This is a genomic window from Streptomyces sp. R35 (assembly GCF_041053035.1).
Classification (GTDB): domain Bacteria; phylum Actinomycetota; class Actinomycetes; order Streptomycetales; family Streptomycetaceae; genus Streptomyces; species Streptomyces lutosisoli.
Genome location: NZ_CP163440.1, coordinates 9,033,383 through 9,052,580, shown reverse-complemented (window position 1 = coordinate 9,052,580; position 19,198 = coordinate 9,033,383). Strand labels below are relative to the sequence as shown.

The 19,198-nt window shown below is 68.4% G+C and carries 18 protein-coding genes; 13 read left to right on the top strand and 5 right to left on the bottom strand.

Going from position 1 to position 19,198, the window contains the following annotated elements:
* Positions 1-3: 3 nt before the first annotated feature.
* Positions 4-915 (bottom strand): SDR family oxidoreductase, encoded by a 912-nt coding sequence (locus AB5J50_RS40725; protein WP_369263660.1) that lies wholly within the window; start codon positions 913-915, stop codon positions 4-6.
* 150 nt (positions 916-1,065) lie between these two features.
* On the opposite strand from AB5J50_RS40725, the gene AB5J50_RS40720 reads away from it, so the two are divergent.
* The 5 genes from AB5J50_RS40720 to AB5J50_RS40700 all read left to right on the top strand — a co-directional run bounded on the left by AB5J50_RS40720 (position 1,066) and on the right by AB5J50_RS40700 (position 5,614).
* Positions 1,066-1,707 carry a TetR/AcrR family transcriptional regulator gene (locus AB5J50_RS40720; protein WP_369263659.1) on the top strand — a complete coding sequence of 214 codons (642 nt, stop codon included), beginning with the start codon at positions 1,066-1,068 and terminating at the stop codon, positions 1,705-1,707.
* Positions 1,708-2,133: 426 nt separating this feature from the next.
* Entirely contained in the window at positions 2,134-2,316 is a 183-nt protein-coding gene (locus tag AB5J50_RS40715; protein WP_369263658.1) for a hypothetical protein, read from the top strand.
* Between the two features lie 439 nt (positions 2,317-2,755).
* Complete coding sequence (locus tag AB5J50_RS40710; protein ID WP_261691490.1) at positions 2,756-3,568, top strand: oxidoreductase; 813 nt, start codon at positions 2,756-2,758, stop codon at positions 3,566-3,568.
* Positions 3,569-3,650: 82 nt separating this feature from the next.
* Complete coding sequence (locus AB5J50_RS40705; RefSeq protein WP_369263657.1) at positions 3,651-4,163, top strand: nuclear transport factor 2 family protein; 513 nt, start codon at positions 3,651-3,653, stop codon at positions 4,161-4,163.
* Between the two features lie 299 nt (positions 4,164-4,462).
* Complete coding sequence (locus tag AB5J50_RS40700; RefSeq protein ID WP_369263656.1) at positions 4,463-5,614, top strand: L-dopachrome tautomerase-related protein; 1,152 nt, start codon at positions 4,463-4,465, stop codon at positions 5,612-5,614.
* A gap of 372 nt (positions 5,615-5,986) precedes the next feature.
* Here AB5J50_RS40700 and AB5J50_RS40695 read toward each other — a convergent pair whose 3' ends face one another.
* Together AB5J50_RS40695 and AB5J50_RS40690 are read right to left on the bottom strand one after the other, a co-directional pair.
* Positions 5,987-6,820 (bottom strand): PIG-L family deacetylase, encoded by an 834-nt coding sequence (locus AB5J50_RS40695; protein WP_369263655.1) that lies wholly within the window; start codon positions 6,818-6,820, stop codon positions 5,987-5,989.
* A gap of 287 nt (positions 6,821-7,107) precedes the next feature.
* Positions 7,108-7,743 carry a TetR/AcrR family transcriptional regulator gene (locus tag AB5J50_RS40690; protein ID WP_369263654.1) on the bottom strand — a complete coding sequence of 212 codons (636 nt, stop codon included), beginning with the start codon at positions 7,741-7,743 and terminating at the stop codon, positions 7,108-7,110.
* 265 nt (positions 7,744-8,008) lie between these two features.
* Here AB5J50_RS40690 and AB5J50_RS40685 point away from each other — a divergent pair, with 265 nt between their 5' ends.
* Positions 8,009-10,192 (top strand): MMPL family transporter, encoded by a 2,184-nt coding sequence (locus AB5J50_RS40685; protein WP_369263653.1) that lies wholly within the window; start codon positions 8,009-8,011, stop codon positions 10,190-10,192.
* 93 nt (positions 10,193-10,285) lie between these two features.
* Here the strand turns inward: AB5J50_RS40685 and AB5J50_RS40680 are convergent, their stop codons facing one another.
* Positions 10,286-10,996 carry a MerR family transcriptional regulator gene (locus tag AB5J50_RS40680; protein WP_369263652.1) on the bottom strand — a complete coding sequence of 237 codons (711 nt, stop codon included), beginning with the start codon at positions 10,994-10,996 and terminating at the stop codon, positions 10,286-10,288.
* A 273-nt stretch (positions 10,997-11,269) separates the two neighbouring features.
* Between AB5J50_RS40680 and AB5J50_RS40675 the strand changes: the two genes are divergently transcribed.
* From AB5J50_RS40675 to AB5J50_RS40650, 6 genes are all read left to right on the top strand, one after another.
* Positions 11,270-11,884, top strand: a complete 615-nt coding sequence (locus AB5J50_RS40675; RefSeq protein WP_369263651.1) for a DUF6230 family protein — start codon at positions 11,270-11,272, stop codon at positions 11,882-11,884.
* 118 nt (positions 11,885-12,002) lie between these two features.
* Positions 12,003-12,488, top strand: coding sequence for a DUF6114 domain-containing protein (locus AB5J50_RS40670; protein ID WP_369263650.1), 486 nt, complete (start codon positions 12,003-12,005; stop codon positions 12,486-12,488).
* A 766-nt stretch (positions 12,489-13,254) separates the two neighbouring features.
* Positions 13,255-13,698 carry a hypothetical protein gene (locus AB5J50_RS40665; RefSeq protein ID WP_369263649.1) on the top strand — a complete coding sequence of 148 codons (444 nt, stop codon included), beginning with the start codon at positions 13,255-13,257 and terminating at the stop codon, positions 13,696-13,698.
* A gap of 186 nt (positions 13,699-13,884) precedes the next feature.
* Positions 13,885-14,553 carry a lipoyl(octanoyl) transferase LipB gene (gene lipB, locus AB5J50_RS40660; protein WP_369263648.1) on the top strand — a complete coding sequence of 223 codons (669 nt, stop codon included), beginning with the start codon at positions 13,885-13,887 and terminating at the stop codon, positions 14,551-14,553.
* A gap of 626 nt (positions 14,554-15,179) precedes the next feature.
* The gene (locus tag AB5J50_RS40655) at positions 15,180-16,478 is read left to right on the top strand and encodes an SNG1 family protein (protein WP_369263647.1); all 1,299 of its coding nucleotides are present in this window, start codon (positions 15,180-15,182) and stop codon (positions 16,476-16,478) included.
* Positions 16,479-16,710: 232 nt separating this feature from the next.
* A complete protein-coding gene (locus tag AB5J50_RS40650) occupies positions 16,711-17,280 on the top strand; it encodes a TetR/AcrR family transcriptional regulator (RefSeq protein ID WP_369263646.1) in 570 nt (189 codons plus the stop codon).
* Positions 17,281-17,367: 87 nt separating this feature from the next.
* Here AB5J50_RS40650 and AB5J50_RS40645 read toward each other — a convergent pair whose 3' ends face one another.
* On the bottom strand, positions 17,368-17,901 hold the full coding sequence (locus AB5J50_RS40645; RefSeq protein ID WP_369263645.1) for a TetR/AcrR family transcriptional regulator: 534 nt from the start codon (positions 17,899-17,901) through the stop codon (positions 17,368-17,370).
* A gap of 301 nt (positions 17,902-18,202) precedes the next feature.
* On the opposite strand from AB5J50_RS40645, the gene AB5J50_RS40640 reads away from it, so the two are divergent.
* Positions 18,203-19,018, top strand: a complete 816-nt coding sequence (locus AB5J50_RS40640) for an oxidoreductase (RefSeq protein ID WP_369263644.1) — start codon at positions 18,203-18,205, stop codon at positions 19,016-19,018.
* Positions 19,019-19,198: the final 180 nt, after the last annotated feature.

Genomic DNA, 19,198 nt, shown 5'->3' with positions numbered 1-19,198 from the left:
GGCTCAACTTTCGGGATGGCGGGCGGTCCGGGTGCGCTGCTCGTAGGCCGCGCGGACCGACCGGTCGGACAGGGCGGCGAGCTGGTTGGGGACAAGGAGGTGATGCAGGGCGTCGCGGGCACGGCCTGGCAGCAGCGCGGCCAACCGGGTCAGGGCGGCCACCTGGCGGGGAACGAAGACCTCGAACCGCGGGCGCAGCACGACGTCGAGCACCGCGTCGGCCACCTGATCCGTCGTCAGGCGCCGGGTGGGGCCGGTCGCGGTGCCCACGGCGAGCTCGGTGTCCACGACGCCGGGCATCACCAGGGACACGTGCACGCCGGTGCCGCGCAGTTCGGCGCGGACGGCTGTGCTGTAGCCGTGGACGGCGTGCTTCGTCGCCGCGTAGGTCGCCTCGCCGGCCGGGGCGACCTTGCTGGCGGCGGAGGCGATGTTCACCACGTGGCCGCGACCGCGTTTCCGCATCCCCGGGATCACGAGTTTCATCCCCCGCACTACGCCGTGGACGTTGACGTCGAACTGGCGCAGGGCGGCTTCCTCCGGTTCCTCCTCGAAGGGGCCCACCCACATGATTCCGGCGTTGTTGATCAGTACGTCGATCGGCCCCAGCTGGGTCTCGACGGTGCGCAGGAAGTCTTCGAAGGAAGGTGTGTCGGTGACGTCGAGAGACAACCCGAGCAGCCGGACACCGGGATGCGCGCCGATGGCACCGGCCGCCTCCGTGGCGAGCTCCGCGTCGAGGTCGCCGATCGCCACGGCCGCTCCGGCCGCGGCGAGCCGGGCTGCGACGGCACGCCCGATTCCGCGGCCCGCCCCGGTGACCGCGATCACTCGGCCGGCCAGCGGTTGTGCGCGGGGGAGCCTGTCGCGATCTCTTCGGCCGAACTTGTCCGGGTACTTGGGCGGTACTGCCACGTTCGAGCCCCTTTCTTGCCCTGAGCATGAGCGGAACGCCGAGCGGCAAGCGGCCCCCACGCGTCTGACACGATGCCATGTCAGATGATCTGACAAGGTAGAGTGTCAGTTCGGAGCACACCGGTGTCAACACCTCTGCGAAGGGGAAAAATGACCGGCACACAGACCGCCGGACGGCGCTACGGCGGACGCGACGCGGCGCAGCGACAGCAGGAGCGCCGCACGCGCCTCATCCAGGCGGGCCTCGACCTGTTCGGCACGGTCGGATACGCCTCAGCCTCCGTCAAGCAGGTGTGCTCCCATGCCGGACTGACCGAGCGCTACTTCTACGAGTCGTTCCGCGACCGCGAAGACCTTCTCGCCGGGGTCTACAACGAGCTGATCGCTACGATCAGCGCCGAAACCGCACAGGCCGCAGCCGCTGTCGCACCCGATGTCGACGCCCAACTGCGGGCCGGCCTCGAGGTGTTCATCCGCACACTGGCCGACGATGCCCGCATGGCCCGCCTGGTGCTCATCGAGGTCGTGGGCGCCAGCCCTCGCCTCGAAGTACGGCGCCGCGAGGTCCTGCACGAATTCGCCGCACTGATCGCCGCCGTCGTTGCACCGCCCCCTGGCCCGGAAGCCTCCTCCAACCGGCTCACCATGACCGCGATGAGCCTGGTCGGCGGAGTCAACGAACTCCTCGTGGACTGGACGCTCGGCCACCAGAACGCCACCGTCGAAGAACTGATCGACCTGTGCTACACCCTGTTCATCGCGGCTTACCGAGCCATCAGCGATCAGCCCTGATCACGCAGGCCCGGATTCCTTCAGGAGCTTCCGCATCGGACGGCAGCCCACGCCCCCTGCTCACCGGCCCGGCGCACTCGGCGGCCCTGGTTCGATCAGGCAGGCCGACGAGAAACATTGCGCAATGAACGCAGGTGCGGCGCACCTGCCGGCTATCGGCTGTCGGACGGGTTACATATCGATCATCCATCCGGAAGCGACGCGATGTGATCGGGTTGAGCGGCCGCGAACCATGACGGGCACGTCGCGTCGGGGGAGCTGCTGAACGGCGGGGGATCACCCGCCGCCTGCGCCCCCGCTGGCGCGCCTGTCCCGGGGTCCAGCCCGCGCGGGACCGGCCCTGCCGCTATCGCCGGGTGCCCGCAATTGCCCAGGCCCGCTAAGTGCCTGTGTCTCTCGACCGCAGTCACTGTCCGTATTCGCGCGGTGGACGCATTCGCCAGGATCGAGTACTGCGCCCCGGCAGTGATCATCGTCGGCGACGTCGGGCTCGTGCCCGTCTCACCGGACGCCGCCGAGGGCTTCTACCGCCTGGTGGCTGCCGCGGCGGCGTATCCCTGCATCTGCATCTGGAGCGTTTCGGGGTGTGCCGAGATCGGCCGCGTGTAACCGATCGCCATTGAGCTGCTCATGGCGCGGGAGGCCCGCTCGTGCCGCTCATCCTTGGCCACGCTCTCGAACGCCAGGCGGGCGTTCTTCCGTGCTCCGCGTCAAGGCGGCGGCGATCGCCTTCTCGCCCGGGAAGAGTCGGAAGAGGTACGGCTGCGTGACACCGGCACACTTGGCAATCGCCTCGGCAGAGGTGTCGTAGCAGCCCTTGAGCGTGAACTCGCGATCGCGGCGCGGGGATGGCGCTGTCGCGTCTCTCTGCCTGCTCATCCGGCGCGTGCCGCCCTGCCGCCGGGCGCCGGCCAGCTCAACCTGAAGCCGGCCGGTGACGCGGCCCGGGATCAGTGCCGTGCTTGAGCTTGCGCAGTGGAAACTGACCGGTTTACAGTGAGACCAAGGGGAAACCGAACGGTTTCCCAGGCGAGTCCGGGAGTGCATGATGACGACAAATCGGCCGGTGGCTCTCGTGACGGGCGCGTCCTCCGGCATCGGCAAGCAGACCGCGCTCGCGCTGGTCGCGGCGGGTTTCGAGGTGGCCGGCACGGGCCGCGACACCTCACGCGTCACCCCGCTCCAGGGCGTGACGTTCTTCGACCTCGACGTGGTCAGTGGCAAGTCGGTCACCGCCGTGGTCCAGCAGGTGATCGACCGGTTCGGGCGGATCGACGTCCTGGTCAACAACGCCGGCATCGGCTCGATCGGCGCGGCGGAGGAAACCTCACTCACGCAGGCCCAGAGCGTCTTCGACATCAACGTCTTCGGGGTCATGCGCATGGTGAAGGAGGTCCTGCCGCACATGCGTGCCCAGGGACGCGGCCGCATCATCAACCTCTCGTCCGTACAGGGCTTCATCCCCGCTCCCTACATGGCCGTCTACGGCGCGTCCAAGCACGCGATCGAGGGCTACTCCCAGTCCCTGGATCACGAGGTCCGCCAGTACGGCGTCCGCTCGCTCCTCGTCGAACCCGCCTACACCAACACCGGATTCGAGGCCAACAGCGCCAAGCCCGACACCCCCCTGCAGACCTACGCCGACCAGCGGCACGTCTTCGACCGCCTGATGACAGAGGCGATCAAGAGCGGTGACGACCCCGCCGTCGTCGCCAAGGCGATCGTCACAGCTGCCACCGACACCAAGCCGAAACTGCGCTACGCCGCCGGCCCCATGGCCGGACGCGCACGCATGCTCCGCTTCGCTCCCGCCTGGGTCCTGGACAAGCAGATCCGCACGATGAACAAGCTCACCGGCTGACACCCACCACCCCGCGCACCCCGTCCACCAAGCACGTCGGCACCCGCACATCCCATCGCGCCGCTGATACCGGGAGAGACCCATGTCCGAGACCTTGCGCACAGCCGCCGCTACCGTCGCGAGCTGGCGCTCCGCCGAGGAACGCGGTGACGTCGACGCCGCGGTCGCGTGTCTGAGCCGGGACGTCGTGCTCAGCTCGCCGCTCACCGAGCAGTTCCGCTTCGAGGGATCTGACCAGCTGCGTGACTTCCTGACCTCGGCGTTCACGGCGGTCAAGGACGTCCGCTACCACACCCAGACCGGCGAGGGCGACACATACGCGCTGGTCTACCGGGCGCGGGTGGGGTCCCAGTCGTTCGAGGAGGTGCAGTTGCTGCGGCTCGACGACGAGGCAAAGATCAAGGAGATCACGCTCTTCGGTCGTCCGATGCCGGCCCTCACCGCCCTGATGACCACCCTGGGGCCGGAGCTCGCCCGCCAACAGGGCCGCCGGGGCCTCGGCGCGCTCATGCGCGCCAGCACCATACCCGTGCACGCGATGGTCACCTTCGGGGACCGCAGCATGGTCGCGAAGACCCGGCCGGCAGCCCGGTAGACCTGAGAGCGCCAGGTCCACTGGCCGTTTGGCCCCATTCCCCTTCCAAGAGTTGGCGGCAGCCGCAGGCGATGTCCCCGGCGGCCAGCTTCAGGTCGCAGGAACGCACGAGGTACCTGCCGTCCAGGTGGGCTCCGGCTCGCCCTGACCACACGGGCGAAGCCGGCTCCCCGAGAGCGGCTGCCGGAGGCACCGTCCTCCACCGGCCACGGCAACGTCCGGCCAATCCCCCCACGCGCCGAGGTGATGCGGCAACTCGCCGATCCTTGCAGCGACTTGACCTAACAGGAGACGCTCCCATGAAACGACGTACGTTCCTGACGGCGACCACCGCGTCGCTGGCCGCCACCCAACTCACCAGACCTGCCTACGCCTCCCCCTCTGGTTCAACAGCCGGTCACTACGAGGTCGTTGCCCGCTTCTGGGGCGCGATGCCGACGGGTGTCACCGTCTCGCGCCGAGGCCGGATCTTCGTCAACTTTCCCCGCTGGGGCGACGACGTCCCGTTCACCGTCGCCGAACTACGCGGCGGGAAGCCGGTGGCCTACCCCGACGCCGAGGTGAACCGTCAGGACGCCTCAGACCTGGCCGGGCACTTCCAGTCGGTGCAGAGCGTCGTGGTCGACCCGGCCGACCGGCTGTGGATCCTCGACACCGGAAGCCCGGGGTTCGCCGGGTCTTCCTACGGCGGTCCCAAGCTCGTGGCGGTCGACCTGCGCACGGACCGGATCGTACGGAAGATCCTCTTCCCGCCCGAGGTGGTGCCGGCGAACAGCTACCCCAACGACGTGCGCTTCGACCTGCGGCGCGGCGCCGAAGGCATGGCCTTCATCACCGACTCGGGCGGCTCCAACGGGGTGATCGTGGTCGACCTCGCCACGGGCCGTTCATGGCGGCGACTGGCCGGGCATCCCTCGGCGCTCCCGGACGCGCAGTTCCTTCCGGTCATCGAGGGCGAGCCCTTCATGGTCCGTCCCGCGGGCGGCGAGCCCACGTACTACGAGACCGGCTCCGACGGCATCGCTCTCAGCGATGACGGCGCGCGCCTCTACTACTGCCCGCTGTCCAGCCGCCGACTGCACAGCGTGTCCACCGACGCCCTCGCCGATCCGGACGCCACGGACGCCGAGGTGGCGGCGACGGTCGAGGACCTCGGGTTCAAGCCGATGGCCGACGGCCTGGAGAGCGACGACAAGGGTCGGCTCTACGGCGGCGACCTCGAACACAACGCGATCTGGCGCAGGAGCCCGAACGGCACCTACCGGACCCTCGCCCAGGGACGCGATCTGCTCTGGGTCGACACCCTGTCCGTCGCCTCGGACCGGCACTTGTACGCCATCGCCAACCAGCTCAACCGGCTGTCGCCCTTCCACGAGGGCAAGGACCTGCGCCGCAAGCCCTATCTCCTGGTCCGCCTGCCGATCGACGCCGGGCCGGTCAGGCTCGTGTGACCTCTCCGGCCCGCGTCAGGCGGCCGCCTGGTCGGAGGAGAGGGCTCCACAAGGCGGGGTTATCAGCTCGACGCTGTTGAACGTCGCCCTGCATGGGCTGGATGAAGCCGCCGGGGGCCGGTACCTCCCTGATGGGATGAGGCACGCCGGTGGGTTGGAGCCGGGCACCCCCGTGGTGATCCGTTAGGCCGACGATCTGGTGGCTTTGCGCGTCAGCAGCTCGCGGTGTGGCTGGCGCCGAGGGGCCTGGCCTTCAACGAGGACAGCACGCGCGTCGTCCGCCTTGAAGAAGGCTCCGACAACGTCGCTCGGGCCGCAGCGTGTGCAGGCTGCGGTTCTCCGCGTGTCCGAAGGACGGCCGCCGACTGGAGCTCAGCGCAGGCCGGCGAAGAGGTCGTTCTCGGGCAGGGGCGCGCCGGTGGTGTCGTGGACCCGGACGAACGTCTCCACGCCCATGAGCTGCGTGAACCTCTCCTTACCCATCCGCAGAAAGAAGATGTTCTCGCCCTGGCTGGCATGCGCGGCCAGCGCGTCGAACTTCTGGCTGCCGAACTCAGTGGTGTCCACCCACGTGGTGATCTCCTCGTCGGGCAGGCCGATTTCGGGCCCCGCTCCGGCCTCGGACGAACCCGGTTCCTCCCAGTCCGCGCCGAACTCGCGCATGATCTGCCCGAACTTCTCCATCATCGAGCGCGGCGCCGTCGTCCAGTACACCTTCGACGCCACCCCGGTCAGCGACAGCGCTGCCATCGTGATCCGGTTCGCCTGTACGTGATCCGGGTGGCCGTAGAATCCGTTCTCGTCGTACGTCACGACGACATCAGGCTGGTATCGCAGCATCAGTTCCGCCAGCCGAGCGGCTGCCTCATCCACGGGCGTACTCCAGAACGATCCGGACGCGGTGTTGGCCGGCCAGCCCATCATCCCGGAGTCGGCGTACCCGAGCAGCTCAAGATGACCGACCCCCAGGACGTCACAGCTCGCTTCGAGTTCGCCTCGACGCATCACGGCAACGGCAGCTGGATCATGCTCGGGGTCGCCCGGCTTGGCGCCCCCCGGACCGTCACCGCAACTACCGTCCGTGCACGTGACGAGCACCGTGCGGATGCCCTCCGCCGCGTAACGCGCCAGGACACCCCCTGTTCCCGTAGCTTCGTCGTCCGGGTGGGCGTGCACTGCCATCAGAGTCAAAGCCCGGTCAGCCATGAAATCCACCCCTGGTCGGTCAAGCGATCGAAGTCAGTCTGCGGCACGGCGGTACCTGACCGTCCGCAGCCCGCCGAGTCCGTCCGGTGTCCCGCAGGATCCGACCGGCCTGGGTTCACCCGCTGCCGTTCTTCAACTGATCATTTCAGAACTGGTCATCTCGGAACGGGCCCCAACCGGATAGACCGGCCACGGCAGCGGGGACTCACGTACCACCTCGCGGGACGCGACCCGAAAGAGTCCCACCGAACCGTACGTTCAGGCCCGGAGCGGTACCGGCTCCGGGCTCACGGCACGTCCGCGAACCCCTGAACCTTCCCCTCGCTCACTCGCCACCCCGCTACCAATACCCCCAGGGCCCGCTCATAGCAGTCGGCGACCGCGAGCCCGGGCGGCTCGTTCCCTGACAGCACCAGGGACACCAGGCCATGGGCCGTTCCCCAGACCGACAGCGCGATGACCTCCGGGTCGGACTCCGGACTGAACTGCCCTGCCTGCTGTCCGCGCCGCACGGCGTCGACGAGGGGCCGGTAGGTCTCGATGGCCTCACGCGGCCTCTCCGACTCCGACTCGGACGGGCACTGGACGCTGCGGTCGGAGAAGAGGATCGCGTAGAGATGAGGGTTGGCGATGGCGTATTCGCGATAGACGAGCCCAAGTCGGATCACGTCGCCGGCCGGGTCGTCCGTGGGACGGATGGCTGCCAGGCGCGCGACAAAGAGCCGCACGGCCTCCTCGTACAGGTTGCTGAGCAGACCCGCCTTGTTGCCGAACAGCGAGTAGACCGCCGTGGTCGAGGTCTTCACGTCCGCAGCGAGCTGTCGCAGGCTCAGCGCGGCAGTGCCGCGGTCGAAGACCGTGGCGGCCGCGCGGTGCAGGAGCCGGAGCCGGAGTGCTTCGTCATGTGTCTTGAGCCTGGCCATGGCGCCATCGTATTGCAACGCCGTTACGAATGCTTCTCGGTATCGCCTTGGCTTGCTGTCGTCCGCTGCGCCCCGCGTCAGGACCCGCCACTTCCGAACGAGATCCTCTTGCATACCAGCAGGTCAGGTCAGTGGAGCTCGACCTCTCTCCGGATGAGAGGTGTGTAACCGCGTTGCATCGAGCAATGAAAACGCTGTTACGGTTCATTCGGCGCCGACCTTCGGACGGTCCTGTCCGGCGCCGGCTAACGATCTAGGAGAAGTCATGTTTGAGGGGTTTGGGCGTCTGCTGTACCGCAGGCGAAAGCCGGTGCTGATACTGACCATGCTGTTCGCCGTCCTGTCCGGGGCCTACGGTGCCGGAGTCTTCGGCTCCCTGACCCCGCTCGGCTTCCAGGACCCCGGCTCGGACAGCGTGCGCGCGGCCCACATCGCCGAGGAGGCGTTCCCGCAGCGGACACCCGACGCGGTGATCGTCTACCGCGACAAGGACCGCACCGTCGACGACCCGTCCTTCCAGCAGGCGGTCGTCAAGCAGTTGGAGTCCCTGCCGAAGTCGGAGGTGACCGGCTACCTGGACTTCTGGACGACCAAGATGCCGGCGCAGGTCAGCCACGACCGGCACGCCACCTACGTCGCCCTGAACCTCCACGGCAGCAGCGAGAAGGCCAAGGAGGACGCGTACAAGGCGGTCAAGGACAAGATTCCGGCACCCGGCCTTCAGACTCTGCAAGGCGGAACGGTGCCCACCGGCCACCAGGCGAGTGAGAAGATCGAACACGACCTGAGAACCGCGGAAATCATCTCGGCCCCCGTGCTCTTCCTGCTTCTGCTGGTCGTGTTCGGCGGCCTGACCGCCGCCTTCCTCCCGCTGCTCGTCGGGGTGCTCTCCATCCTCGGTTCGATGGCCGTCCTGCGGACCATCGCCAACATCACCGACGTGTCCGTGTTCTCCATGAGCCTGGTCACCATCCTGGGTCTCGCGGTCGCCATCGACTACGGCCTGCTGATCGTCAGCCGCTATCGCGAGGAGCTGGCGGCCGGCTACACCGGCGAAACGGCGATCGGGCGCACTCTCGCCACGGCCGGGCGCACCGTGATGGTCTCCGGCACCACGGTCGCGGCGGCGCTGGCGGGCCTGACCCTCTTCCCGTCGACGTTCCTGAAGTCGATGTCGTACGGCGGTGTGGCAGCGGTCCTGCTGGCGGTGCTCTTCTCACTGGTCGCGCTGCCCGCGCTGCTCGCCGTCATGGGACCGAAGGTCAACGCCTTCCCGCTGCGCCGCAAGAAGGCAGCGCGGCCGACGGCGGCGGGCGAGGGCGCCTGGTACCGGTTCGGGCACGGCCTGATGCGGCGGCGATGGGTCGCGGTGGTGGGCGCGGTGGGCCTGCTGCTGACGCTCGCCCTGCCGTTCTCCAAGATCGAGTTCGGTTCCATCAACGCGCAGCAGCTGCCGAGCAGCTCCGAGGGCCGCCAGGTCTTCAACGCCATGGAGCACGACTTCGACGGCGACGCGGTGAAGTCCATCGACTCGCTGCTCGTGCTGAAGTCCGACGGGACTTCGAAGGACCAGGGCGCGGCGCTGAAGGCGTACGCCGAGCGGCTCGGCGCCACGGAGGGCGCCACGAGCGCCCGGATCAGCGGCGTGGAGGGCACCACGGCCCGGGTGTCGGTCACCTACGACGGCAATCCCGTCTCGACCCACGCGCGCGACCTGGTGAACCGGCTCAAGGACGTCCCCGAACCGCCGGGCGCCCGGGCGTACTTCGGCGGCGAGTCGGCGGTCTACGACGACACCCTGGACGCACTGGGCGAGACCCTGCCGTGGATGCTGCTCTACATCGCGGTGATGACGTACATCCTGCTGTTCCTCGCGTTCGGCTCGGTGCTGCTGCCGCTGAAGGCGATCGCGATGAACATGCTGTCGCTGTCCGCCACCTTCGGGGTCCTGGTCTGGATCTTCCAGGACGGCCATCTGAACGGCCTGCTCGGCTTCGATCCGACGGGCAACATCGAGCCCAACATGCCGATCATGCTGTTCGCTCTGATCTTCGGACTCTCCATGGACTACGAGGTGTTCCTGGTGTCCCGGATGCGGGAGCAGTACGACAAGCTGGGCGACAGCACGGAGGCCGTGGCGACCGGGCTGCAGTCCATCGGCCGCCTGGTCGCGAGCGCCGCGGTGCTGATGTGCGTGCCGCTCGCGGCGATCGGGATGAGCGATGTGCTGACCATCAAGCTCTTCGGCGTCGGCATGGTGTTCGCGGTCCTGGCGGACGTGCTGGTGGTGCGCATCCTGCTGGGAACAGCCGTCATGAGACTGCTGGGCAGGGCGGCCTGGTGGGCTCCGGGCCCACTCGCCCGCTTCTACGACCGGTTCGGCATCAAGGAGACCGACATACCGGCGGACGACACCGCCGACGAGCGGGTCCCCGTCGCCACGGGCTGAACCCTCCCGAGAGGCCGAAGTGCCTTCACCCGGGGCACTTCGGCCCTCGCTGCCGTCGCGAGCGGGGGGTGTCGGCGGTGCACTGCTGGGGACTCACTCCTCCGGATGCTCGCCCCGCCCGCGCGCACGGCGATCATGGCGACGGTGGTTCGCGTCCTCCTGGGCCAGGCGCCGTAGCAGCCGGACGACCGGCTCGAACAGCACGGTGAGGACCACCGCCCGCTCGGCAAGGGCGATGCGGTCCTCGATCCCCTCGAACTGCGCGAAGTCCAAATCGGCGGCGGAGGTGGCGAGCTGTGCGTAGGGGATGAGGTCGTCGGCCGTGTAGTCGGTGCCGAGGCGGCTCAGCGCGGCGAGACTTTCGGCGAGTGCCGGGCGGTGGGGTGACGCGTCGGAGATCCGCCAGCCCATGTTCTCGATGAGAGCGTCGACCCTCGCGGCGGTTCCGCCTGGTACCGCCTCGTCGGCGGCGCTCTCCGCTCCGGGACCGTCCTCGTTGTCCGCGCTGTTCTTCCCGTTCGTCTCCGCGGAGGGCACGGGCAGTGCGTGGTGGACGACGCCCAGGGTCTCGAAGGCATCCAGTGGACGGTCGACGGCTTCGAGTACTTCCCGGGTGCGGGCGACGGAGAGCCCGCCGAGCTGGATGAGGGAACGGATCAGACGGAGCCGCTGGATGTGCTCCTCGCCGTACTCGACCGTGGTCGGGTTCAGCGCGCGGCCCTCGGGCAGCAGCCCTTCCCGTCGGTAGTACTTGATGGTCGCCACCGGTACCCCGGACCGGCGACTGAGCTCTGAAATCCTCATGCGCTCCCTCACGCTCAACTGTCCCACCAGTATCGCGTTATCGGGGGTTGCCCCGACGGGATCGATAGTGCCACTATCGGGTACTCGGTAGTAACACTATCGAGTGCTTCTTCGGTGTGCCCACTTCTCCGTGCGCGTGGACGACATGCGCCCGCGGAAGCCGCCTGCACCGCCACGGCCGCACCCAGCCGCAGTTCTTCCCCCGCCCCGGGCCCGGGCCAGTCGGTTCTGGGTCCGGTCGTCTCGTACGCCTAGACAACGGAGAACCACACCATGTCCCAGCGAATCGGCAAGACCCACTGGAAGCGCTTCGCCATCGGTGCCGTGCCGACGGTGGCCGCCACCGCGGCGGTCGCCGTCTCCATGGCCCAGGGCGCACTGGCCGCTTCGTTCAGTATCTCCGGTTCCGACTTCCAGGTCTCGGCCGGCAAGTTGAGCGGCACCGGATTCGGCAACTACGCCACGGTCGACGTCGCCAAGAACGGCAAGCACGTGCCCGTCTCCGTCTCGTCCATCAAGAATGCGACGGTCACCGACATGTGCCAGTCCGTCCCGGTGGACATACCTGTCCTCGGGACCTACACCATGACGCTCAAGGCCGGCGGGGATGGTACGCCGGCCAAGGCCAAGGACCTGTACATCGACATGACCGATCTCCAGGCGAAGAAGGGCACCTTCACCAACGTCGACATCGGCGTCGCCACCGGTTCCATGACCAAGGGTCAGGTCAACCCGAAGGACCACGTCGATCCCGACGGCTACGCCCAGCAGGCGGACGCGGTCGAGATCATTGATGCCCACCAGAAGGTCTGGGCCACGACTGCGGGAACGTTCGAACTGGCGGGCCTGCACATGAACATCGCGGCCGGCCGGCACGACTGCTTCTGACCTCGCTCCCGCCCCCTCGTCTCCCGTGCGCGCAAGCGGCCGGCGACTGCCCAGGGGGCGGCAGCGCCCCATCGTCCTCGCGGACACCCTCACCCACTCACGACTTGGGAGCTGCCACATGACGAGTGCCGGTGCACCCGCGCACCCCCACAGTTACAGCGGTTTCACCCGCGCTCGCCGGGACTTCCGGGCCTGGCGGCGCACCCGCCCCTTCTGGGCGGGCCTGCTGGTGCTCCTTGCCGCTGCGCCCATCATCTACTTCCCGTATTTCAACCTTTCCCTGGGCGCCCTGTCCGTGGCGATGTCCACCACCGCGGGGGCCGGGTCCCTGGTCATCGGCCTGACTCTGATCGTCCTTGGCGGACTCCTCTGGTTCCAGCCGATCATCAGGTTCTTCGCCGGCTGCGTCGCGGTGTTCCTCGGCGTGCTGTCGCTTCCCATCTCCAACTTCGGCGGATTCTTCGTCGGCACACTGCTCGCGGCGTCGGGCGGACTCCTGGCTCTGGCGTGGGGCCCGGTGGACGGGCACCCGGAGGACATACCCGACGCCGCCGATGAGCCGTCAGCCGCCGTCAGCCGGGCGGGAGGACAGGGGAGTGAGTGACCAGTCGCCCGACACCCGCGGCGAGGCCGCAGCCCTCCGATTCGCTCGACCACCGAGGGGTCGGCACGCCATCCCCCGTACGTCCGCGCTGACACGTCTGCGTCTGCCGGTCGGGAGGGCACTCGCGCTGACCGCGCTGCCGACCGCCCTCATCCTGGGAAGCCAACGCCTGCCCGAGTCCGCCGACACGAGCGCCACCGCGGCGCTCTCCGTTTCCGAAGAGGGGTCAGGCGCGCCTGGAACCAGCGGTGTCGACTGCGCCCGTCCCGACGACACCTCAGCCTCTGCGACGGAGAGTCCCGCAAACCCCACCCGGTCCGCGGACCCGCGCACGGCCGACGCTCACCCGAGTGGGGAGCCCGTCAAGCCGCCGTCGCACGCGGACGACGAGGGAGCGAGCCCGACCCCAGCACCGACCGCCACTCCCACCCCCTCGCCCAGCGCAACCTCCGCGACAACGAGCCTTGCGGACATCCTCGGTCCCCTCTTTCGCGACGACGCCGAGCAGCAAAGCCCGTCACCCGACGCGAGCCCCTCACTCCACGCGAGCCCTACACCAAGCTCGGCCACTTCGAGGCCAGAGTCCGGAGCACCGCCCGAGCCCCGGCTGTCCACCACGCCTGTATCACCTGCTCCCAGCCACCGGACCGCCGAGCCGTCGCCCCGACCGGAGTCATCCCAAGGAACTGCCCGCACCTGCGACATCAGTGACGTCAAGGCCCCTCAGGACCATGAGGCCGGCCGATTCTCCGCCGAGGCATGGAACATGAAGGGGAGCCGCCTCGAACTGCACGGCCTCGTCTTCGGCGGCGTGGTGACCGTGGAGACAGCCGCCGGGCCCAAACGGGTGCTCAAGTTCACCGCGGCGGCGGTCACGATCCGCGACCTGAAGATGGCGGTGCCCGTCGGCCCACAGATCCAGCACATCGACGGAGCGCCCGGTTCCACCTCCACGCTCCGGGGCGACGGCATCACCATGTACGTCGAAAGCCTGACAGGCACCCTCTCCAGCATCGAAAATCTTCCCGCACCACCCGTCCTCCGCCTGCACCTCACCCCGGACACCATTCCGGAGTGGCTCTACAACACGGTCGGGAAACTCGACCTCAAGCTCCAACTCGGCCTGGACGACGCCGACATCGACCAGGCCGGACAGACAGGCGGAAAACTCGCCATCCCGGGGATCCATGGGTACGGGACGCCACGCTGAAGCCAGCCCCAAGCGGCTGTGGTTGGTCGTGGTCATGGATGACGACACCTGACCGCGGGACTGTGTCGCACGCACGGTGGTCTGCTGGTGCAGCGGCAAGAGCCGCGGCCGCGGTCTGTTCGTCGAGGGCGGGTTTTCGCAGGCGCGGCGCGAGGCGACGTCGCCCCAAAGGACACAGGAGAGGTAATGCAGCCAGGGGAGATGGAGCGGGTCGATCTGGGTGAGGTGCCGTATGAGGTGGCGCAGGCCGATATGGCTGGTTGGGTGGCCGAGCGGAAGCAGGGGCGTACCGGGGATCGGCTGTTTCTGCTCACCCACCCTCCCGTGATCACCTACACGGCGCGAACACCGGCCGACCAACTGCCGGAACCGGCTTCACCGATCAGCCTGGTCGAAGTCGACCGGGGAGGTCACGCCACGTATCACGGGCCAGGGCAGCTGATCGGGTATCTCGTGCTGAACGTACGCGAGCTAGGACCGCGCGGCTTGATACGACGGATCGAACACGCCCTGATCCGTGCGCTGGGATCACTGGGATTCGAGGCGATACGCCGGGACACACCCCGAGGCGCCGAGAGCCTGGTCGGCGTGTGGACCCCCGGCCACCGAAAAATCGCCTCCATCGGCATGCGCATCAGCGGCGGCGTGACCAGCCACGGATTCGCGCTCAACGTCGACCCGGACCTCGACGTCTACACCACGTTCACGGCCTGCGCCCTGCCCGGTGTCCGGATGACCTCGTTGGCTCAACTCGCTGCCGAACTCGGCCGGCCCACGCCCACGGAGGCGCAGGTGAGGGACGCTGTAGCCGACGCCGTAACAGCCGAGCTGGCGCCAACGCGCACACCCTTCTGAGCCGGGGCAGGCGCTTGCGTGGTGGACGCCGCTCAGTTTCCAGTCCCCGCCTCCCGTAGACCGTCGGCCACGGGCCGAACCGGCCCGGCATTTCCCGCCACTGACGCCACCGGAGAACTGGCCGTGAACTTCCAGCTCGGCAGGGAGTCGGTGTCGGTCGATCGAGTGGGTAGAGCAGGGAATCGGCTTCATCCGGGCCCAGGCAGATCGAGGCCATCATCTGGAGCCGGCAGGTCACCGGGGAGTCGGCAATGGCGACTGCTGGGCGGGACGGCCCCGATGGGCGTGTTCGGCGCGGCGGACCTGGACCGCTTGCGTGACCTGAAGCGAGCCGCTCCACTCGCGGCTCGAAGCGACCCGATGCCAGGGGTGGCGCCGCATGCGGCTTCCTGGCGCTGCTGGGATATGGGCCAGCGCCTCGACTTGGAATTTGTAAACTGATCGGTTTACGATGGGTCTGAAACCGACCGGTTTCATCAGTCGGAGTCCGGCGGGAGTGCTGCATGCCCGGTTCTGCGTCGACGGCCGCGTGTGCCGGGATTGCACGTTCCGAGGGTCGCCGGACCGCAATGAAGCTGTCCGCCCTTCTCCGGATATCAGTGTGTTGTCCGAGACCGGAGTAAGTCATGAGTGGGATTCACCCGTTCCGCGTCCTGCGTGCCAAACCCCTGTGGATCGCCAACGGCGTCATTACGGGCGTACTCGCGCTGCTGTTCACCGTGTTCTACGTCGGGGCCAACATCGATCCCGTCGACCACATGAAGAATCTGCCCGTCGGTCTGGTCAACGCCGACAAGGGGGCCGCTGTCGGCGGCAAGCAGGTCGACCTGGGAAAACAGATCACCGAGTCGATCAAGAAGTCCACCGCGAGCGGGGACAAGATCGACTGGAAGGTGATGGATGAAAAGGAGATGAAGGAGGAGATCGGCAAGGGCAAGCTGTACGGCGCGCTAGTCGTCCCCGCCGACTTCACTTCCTCCACCACCGCACTCACCGGCGCCGCGACCACCGGGGCCCCGACCCGTCCGACGCTGACGGTGCTGACCAACCAGTCCGCCGGCAGTGTGGGCTCCAGTCTGGCCCGGACGGCGACGACGCAGGCGGCCGAGCACGCCTCGCTCCAGGTGGGCAAGGAGCTGACGGCCCAAAGTGGGACCGGGCAGGCGAAGCTGCCCGCCGCGGCGCGCGTCCTCCTGGCCGACCCGGCCGCCGTCATCGTCAAGGACGGCCATCCGCTCGACTCGCACAGCGGCCTGGGGCTGACGGCGTTCTACTACGCGCTCGTCCTGGTGGTCTGCGGCATGCTCTCCGCCAACGTCATCAGCGGCCAGGTGGACCACGCTCTGGGCTACACCCACAACGACATGGGCCCGCTGCGCCTGCACCGCCCGCTGATCCGGGCGACGCGGGTGCAGACCCTCGCCATCAGCAGCACTCTCATGGCCGGGCTGTCGCTGCTGATGGGGAGCCTGGTCATGATGGGCGCGGTCGGCCTCATGGGGATGCACGCCGCCCATCTGCCACTGCTGTGGCTGTACTCGGTGTGCGCCATCGCCGTCTCCGGGATCGGTGCGCTCACCCTGCTCGCCGTGTTCGGTACGCCCGGCATGCTGGTGGTCACTCTGGTCTTCATCGGGATGGCGGTGCCGACGGCCAACGCCACCACGCCGCTGCAGGCGCTGCCCGGCTTCTACCGCTTCCTGGCGGAGTTCGAACCGCTGCGGCAGATCACCGGCGGCATCCGCTCGATCCTCTACTACGACGCCCAGGCCGACGCCGGCCTGACCCGGGGCTGGGTCATGATGGCCGTCGGCCTCGCGGCAGCCGCCCTCTTCGGTTTCGGCATGACCAGCTGGTACGACCGCAAGGGGCTCCACCGCATCCCCGCCGAGACGGAGCCCGAGAAGACCGCTGCCCCGGCGTAGCGGAAGGCGGCTCACCCAAGACGGGGCCATTACTCGGAGTGGCCCCGGTGTGCGGCGCCCCCGTGGGGACGAGAGGCGCGCGCACCATCAGAGCTCGGCGACGGTCTCTCCCCCAAGACCGTCGCCGAGCCTCTGGGCGGCCTGCAGGTGTCCGCCCGGCGGCGGGCGTCTCCTCGACAACCATGGAAACCGATCGGTTTCTATTTCGTCCGATTCGAGTTAACCTCGCGGTATGACTACTGAAGTGAAGCAAAGCCCCCGGGAGCGGCTGCTGGAGGCAGCAGCCACGCTCACCTACCGCGACGGCGTCGGCATCGGCGTCGAGGCGCTGTGCAAGGCGGCGGGGGTGTCGAAGCGCTCCATGTACCAGCTGTTCGAGAGTAAGGATGAACTGCTGGCGGCGAGCCTGAAGGAGCGTGCCGCTGCCTTCGTGGCGAGGGCCCTGCCCCCGGCGGATGATGGCCGATCACCGCGCGAGCGGATCCTGTACGTCTTCGAGCGGGTGGAGTCGCAGGCGGGTGCGCCCGACTTCCAAGGCTGCCGGTACCTGGCTGTGCAGATCGAGCTCAAGGATCAGACCCACCCCGCGAGCCGGGTGGCCCACGAGATCAAGGCGAACCTGACGGCCTTTTTCCGTTCCGAGGCCGAACGGGGTGGGGCGAGCAACCCCGACCTGCTGGCCCGGCAGCTCATCCTGGTCTTCGACGGCGCCAGCGCCCGCGCGGGGATCGGCGCCGACAACCTGACCGGGCTCATCGCGCCCACTGTGACCACCCTGCTCGATGCGGCAGACATGCACTGATCCACCCCGTCTTCCAGCAGGATCGGCGACCGAAGCGCTCTTTCGGGTTGATGCCCGTCTCCGGCAGCCGGAGCAGCGCCCACGGCCTCACGCTCCTGCTTCCCGGCAATCGGAGGGAAGCCCGATGGCCGTAAGAGTGTTGCCAAACATGCCGCAAGCGAAGAAGCCTGTAGTCGCATGCACATCGGCACCCAGCGACAGGTGCACGGTTTCCCACAGTCTCATCCAGCCGGCCCGGACGAGCTCGCCCGTCTTGTCATCGCCCTCTGCCTCGGCCGCCCCGACGACGGCGTATCCCTGCATCTGTATCAGAAGCGTTTCGGGGCGCGCCAAAATCAGCCGCGCGTACGCGTCCGCCATGGCGCCCCGGGCCTGCTCGCTGCCCTCCATCCCGTCGGTCGCCCGCTCGAAAGCCAGGCGGGTGTCTTCCATGCTCCGTACCAAGGCGGCGACGAAGATCGCCTTTTTGCCCGGGAAGAGCCGGAAGAGGTACGGCTGCGTGACGCCGACGCGTTTGGCGATCGCCTCGGTGGAGGTGCCGTAGTAGCCCTTGAGTGCGAACTCGGCGATCGCTGCGCGGACGACGCTTTCGCGTCTCTCTTGCGCACTGATCCTGGCCATGCCGTCATTCTGGCAGGCGCCGGTCGGTTTGCGTCAGCCAGCAAGGCGCCTGACCGGGCGCCGGTCCGCAGGGCCCTTGTGGCGGCCGACCGCCATGAGACGGGCTCCTGTCTGCCGCGCGTCACGACAGCGCTCCGCCCCACCTTGGGCGAGACGCCGCAGCCGCCGCGCGGCCCGATCGGCCTCAGCGTGCAGACAGTGGCGCGGCCCGGATCGGGTTGGTACTTGAGCTTGCGCATGAAAACCGATCGGTTTACTGTAGGTGGAAACTGATCAGTTTCTAACGAGTCAGGAATCCATGATGACGACGAACCGGCCGGTGGCACTCGTGACGGGTGCGTCATCCGGCATCGGGAAGGAAACCGCACTCGCACTGGTCGCGGCGGGTTTCGACGTGGTCGGCACAGGCCGCGACACCTCGCGCGTCGCCCCGCTCGGCGGTGTGACGTTCATCGACCTCGACGTGGCCAGTGACGCCTCGGTCGCCACAGCGGTCCAGGAGGTGAGCGAGCGGTTCGGGCGGATCGACGTCCTGGTCAACAACGCCGGCGTCGGCTCGATGGGTGCGGCGGAGGAAACCTCCGTCGAGCAGGCCCAGGGCGTCTTCGACACCAACGTCTTCGGGGTCATGCGCATGGTGAACGAGGTCCTGCCGCACATGCGCGCCCAGCGGCGCGGGCGCATCATCAACATCTCGTCCGTGCTCGGGTTCCTGCCCCAGCCCTACATGGCTGTCTACGCCGCTTCCAAGCACGCGATCGAGGGCTACTCCGAGTCCCTGGACCACGAGGTCCGCGACCACGGCATCCGGGCGCTCATCGTCGAACCCGCCTACACCAGGACGGGATTCGAGGCCAACAGCGCGAAGCCCGACACGCCCCTGCACGCCTACGCGAAGCAGCGTCTCACCGTCGACCGCGTGATGGCGGAGGCGGTCAGGGACGGTGACGCCCCCGCCGTCGTCGCCAAGGCGATCGTCGCGGCGGCGACCGACGCCAAACCGAAGCTGCGCTACACCGCCGGCCCCCTGGCCGGACGCGCGCGCATACTGCGCCGCGTCGCTCCCGCCCAGGTCTTCGACAAGCAGATCCGCAAGATGAACAAGCTGGCCGGCTGACGCCTGCCCGCACTCAAGCACCCCGCAAGAGGAAAGACGCAAAAGTCGTCGGGGTCGTCGGGCCTGTCTTTCCTGTCGTCGCGCGCCTCGCCGACCCGCCCGCCGTACTTGACGGTCCTTGCGCCGCCGACAGTCGGCCGCCCTTGGCCGCCGACCCCGAGCCGGCCGGGCACGCCGGCG

Bases quoted from the DNA above. Each gene is read 5' to 3' on its own strand.
- AB5J50_RS40685 (WP_369263653.1), top strand. From the start codon at position 8,009: ATGTTTGAGGGGTTTGGGCGTCTGCTGTACCGCAGGCGAAAGCCGGTG.
- AB5J50_RS40710 (WP_261691490.1), top strand. From the start codon at position 2,756: ATGACGACAAATCGGCCGGTGGCTCTCGTGACGGGCGCGTCCTCCGGC.
- AB5J50_RS40670 (WP_369263650.1), top strand. From the start codon at position 12,003: ATGACGAGTGCCGGTGCACCCGCGCACCCCCACAGTTACAGCGGTTTC.
- AB5J50_RS40680 (WP_369263652.1), bottom strand. From the start codon at position 10,996: ATGAGGATTTCAGAGCTCAGTCGCCGGTCCGGGGTACCGGTGGCGACC.
- AB5J50_RS40650 (WP_369263646.1), top strand. From the start codon at position 16,711: ATGACTACTGAAGTGAAGCAAAGCCCCCGGGAGCGGCTGCTGGAGGCA.
- lipB (WP_369263648.1), top strand. From the start codon at position 13,885: ATGCAGCCAGGGGAGATGGAGCGGGTCGATCTGGGTGAGGTGCCGTAT.
- AB5J50_RS40700 (WP_369263656.1), top strand. From the start codon at position 4,463: ATGAAACGACGTACGTTCCTGACGGCGACCACCGCGTCGCTGGCCGCC.
- AB5J50_RS40705 (WP_369263657.1), top strand. From the start codon at position 3,651: ATGTCCGAGACCTTGCGCACAGCCGCCGCTACCGTCGCGAGCTGGCGC.
- AB5J50_RS40690 (WP_369263654.1), bottom strand. From the start codon at position 7,743: ATGGCCAGGCTCAAGACACATGACGAAGCACTCCGGCTCCGGCTCCTG.
- AB5J50_RS40675 (WP_369263651.1), top strand. From the start codon at position 11,270: ATGTCCCAGCGAATCGGCAAGACCCACTGGAAGCGCTTCGCCATCGGT.
- AB5J50_RS40655 (WP_369263647.1), top strand. From the start codon at position 15,180: ATGAGTGGGATTCACCCGTTCCGCGTCCTGCGTGCCAAACCCCTGTGG.
- AB5J50_RS40665 (WP_369263649.1), top strand. From the start codon at position 13,255: ATGAAGGGGAGCCGCCTCGAACTGCACGGCCTCGTCTTCGGCGGCGTG.
- AB5J50_RS40640 (WP_369263644.1), top strand. From the start codon at position 18,203: ATGACGACGAACCGGCCGGTGGCACTCGTGACGGGTGCGTCATCCGGC.
- AB5J50_RS40645 (WP_369263645.1), bottom strand. From the start codon at position 17,901: ATGGCCAGGATCAGTGCGCAAGAGAGACGCGAAAGCGTCGTCCGCGCA.
- AB5J50_RS40720 (WP_369263659.1), top strand. From the start codon at position 1,066: ATGACCGGCACACAGACCGCCGGACGGCGCTACGGCGGACGCGACGCG.
- AB5J50_RS40695 (WP_369263655.1), bottom strand. From the start codon at position 6,820: ATGGCTGACCGGGCTTTGACTCTGATGGCAGTGCACGCCCACCCGGAC.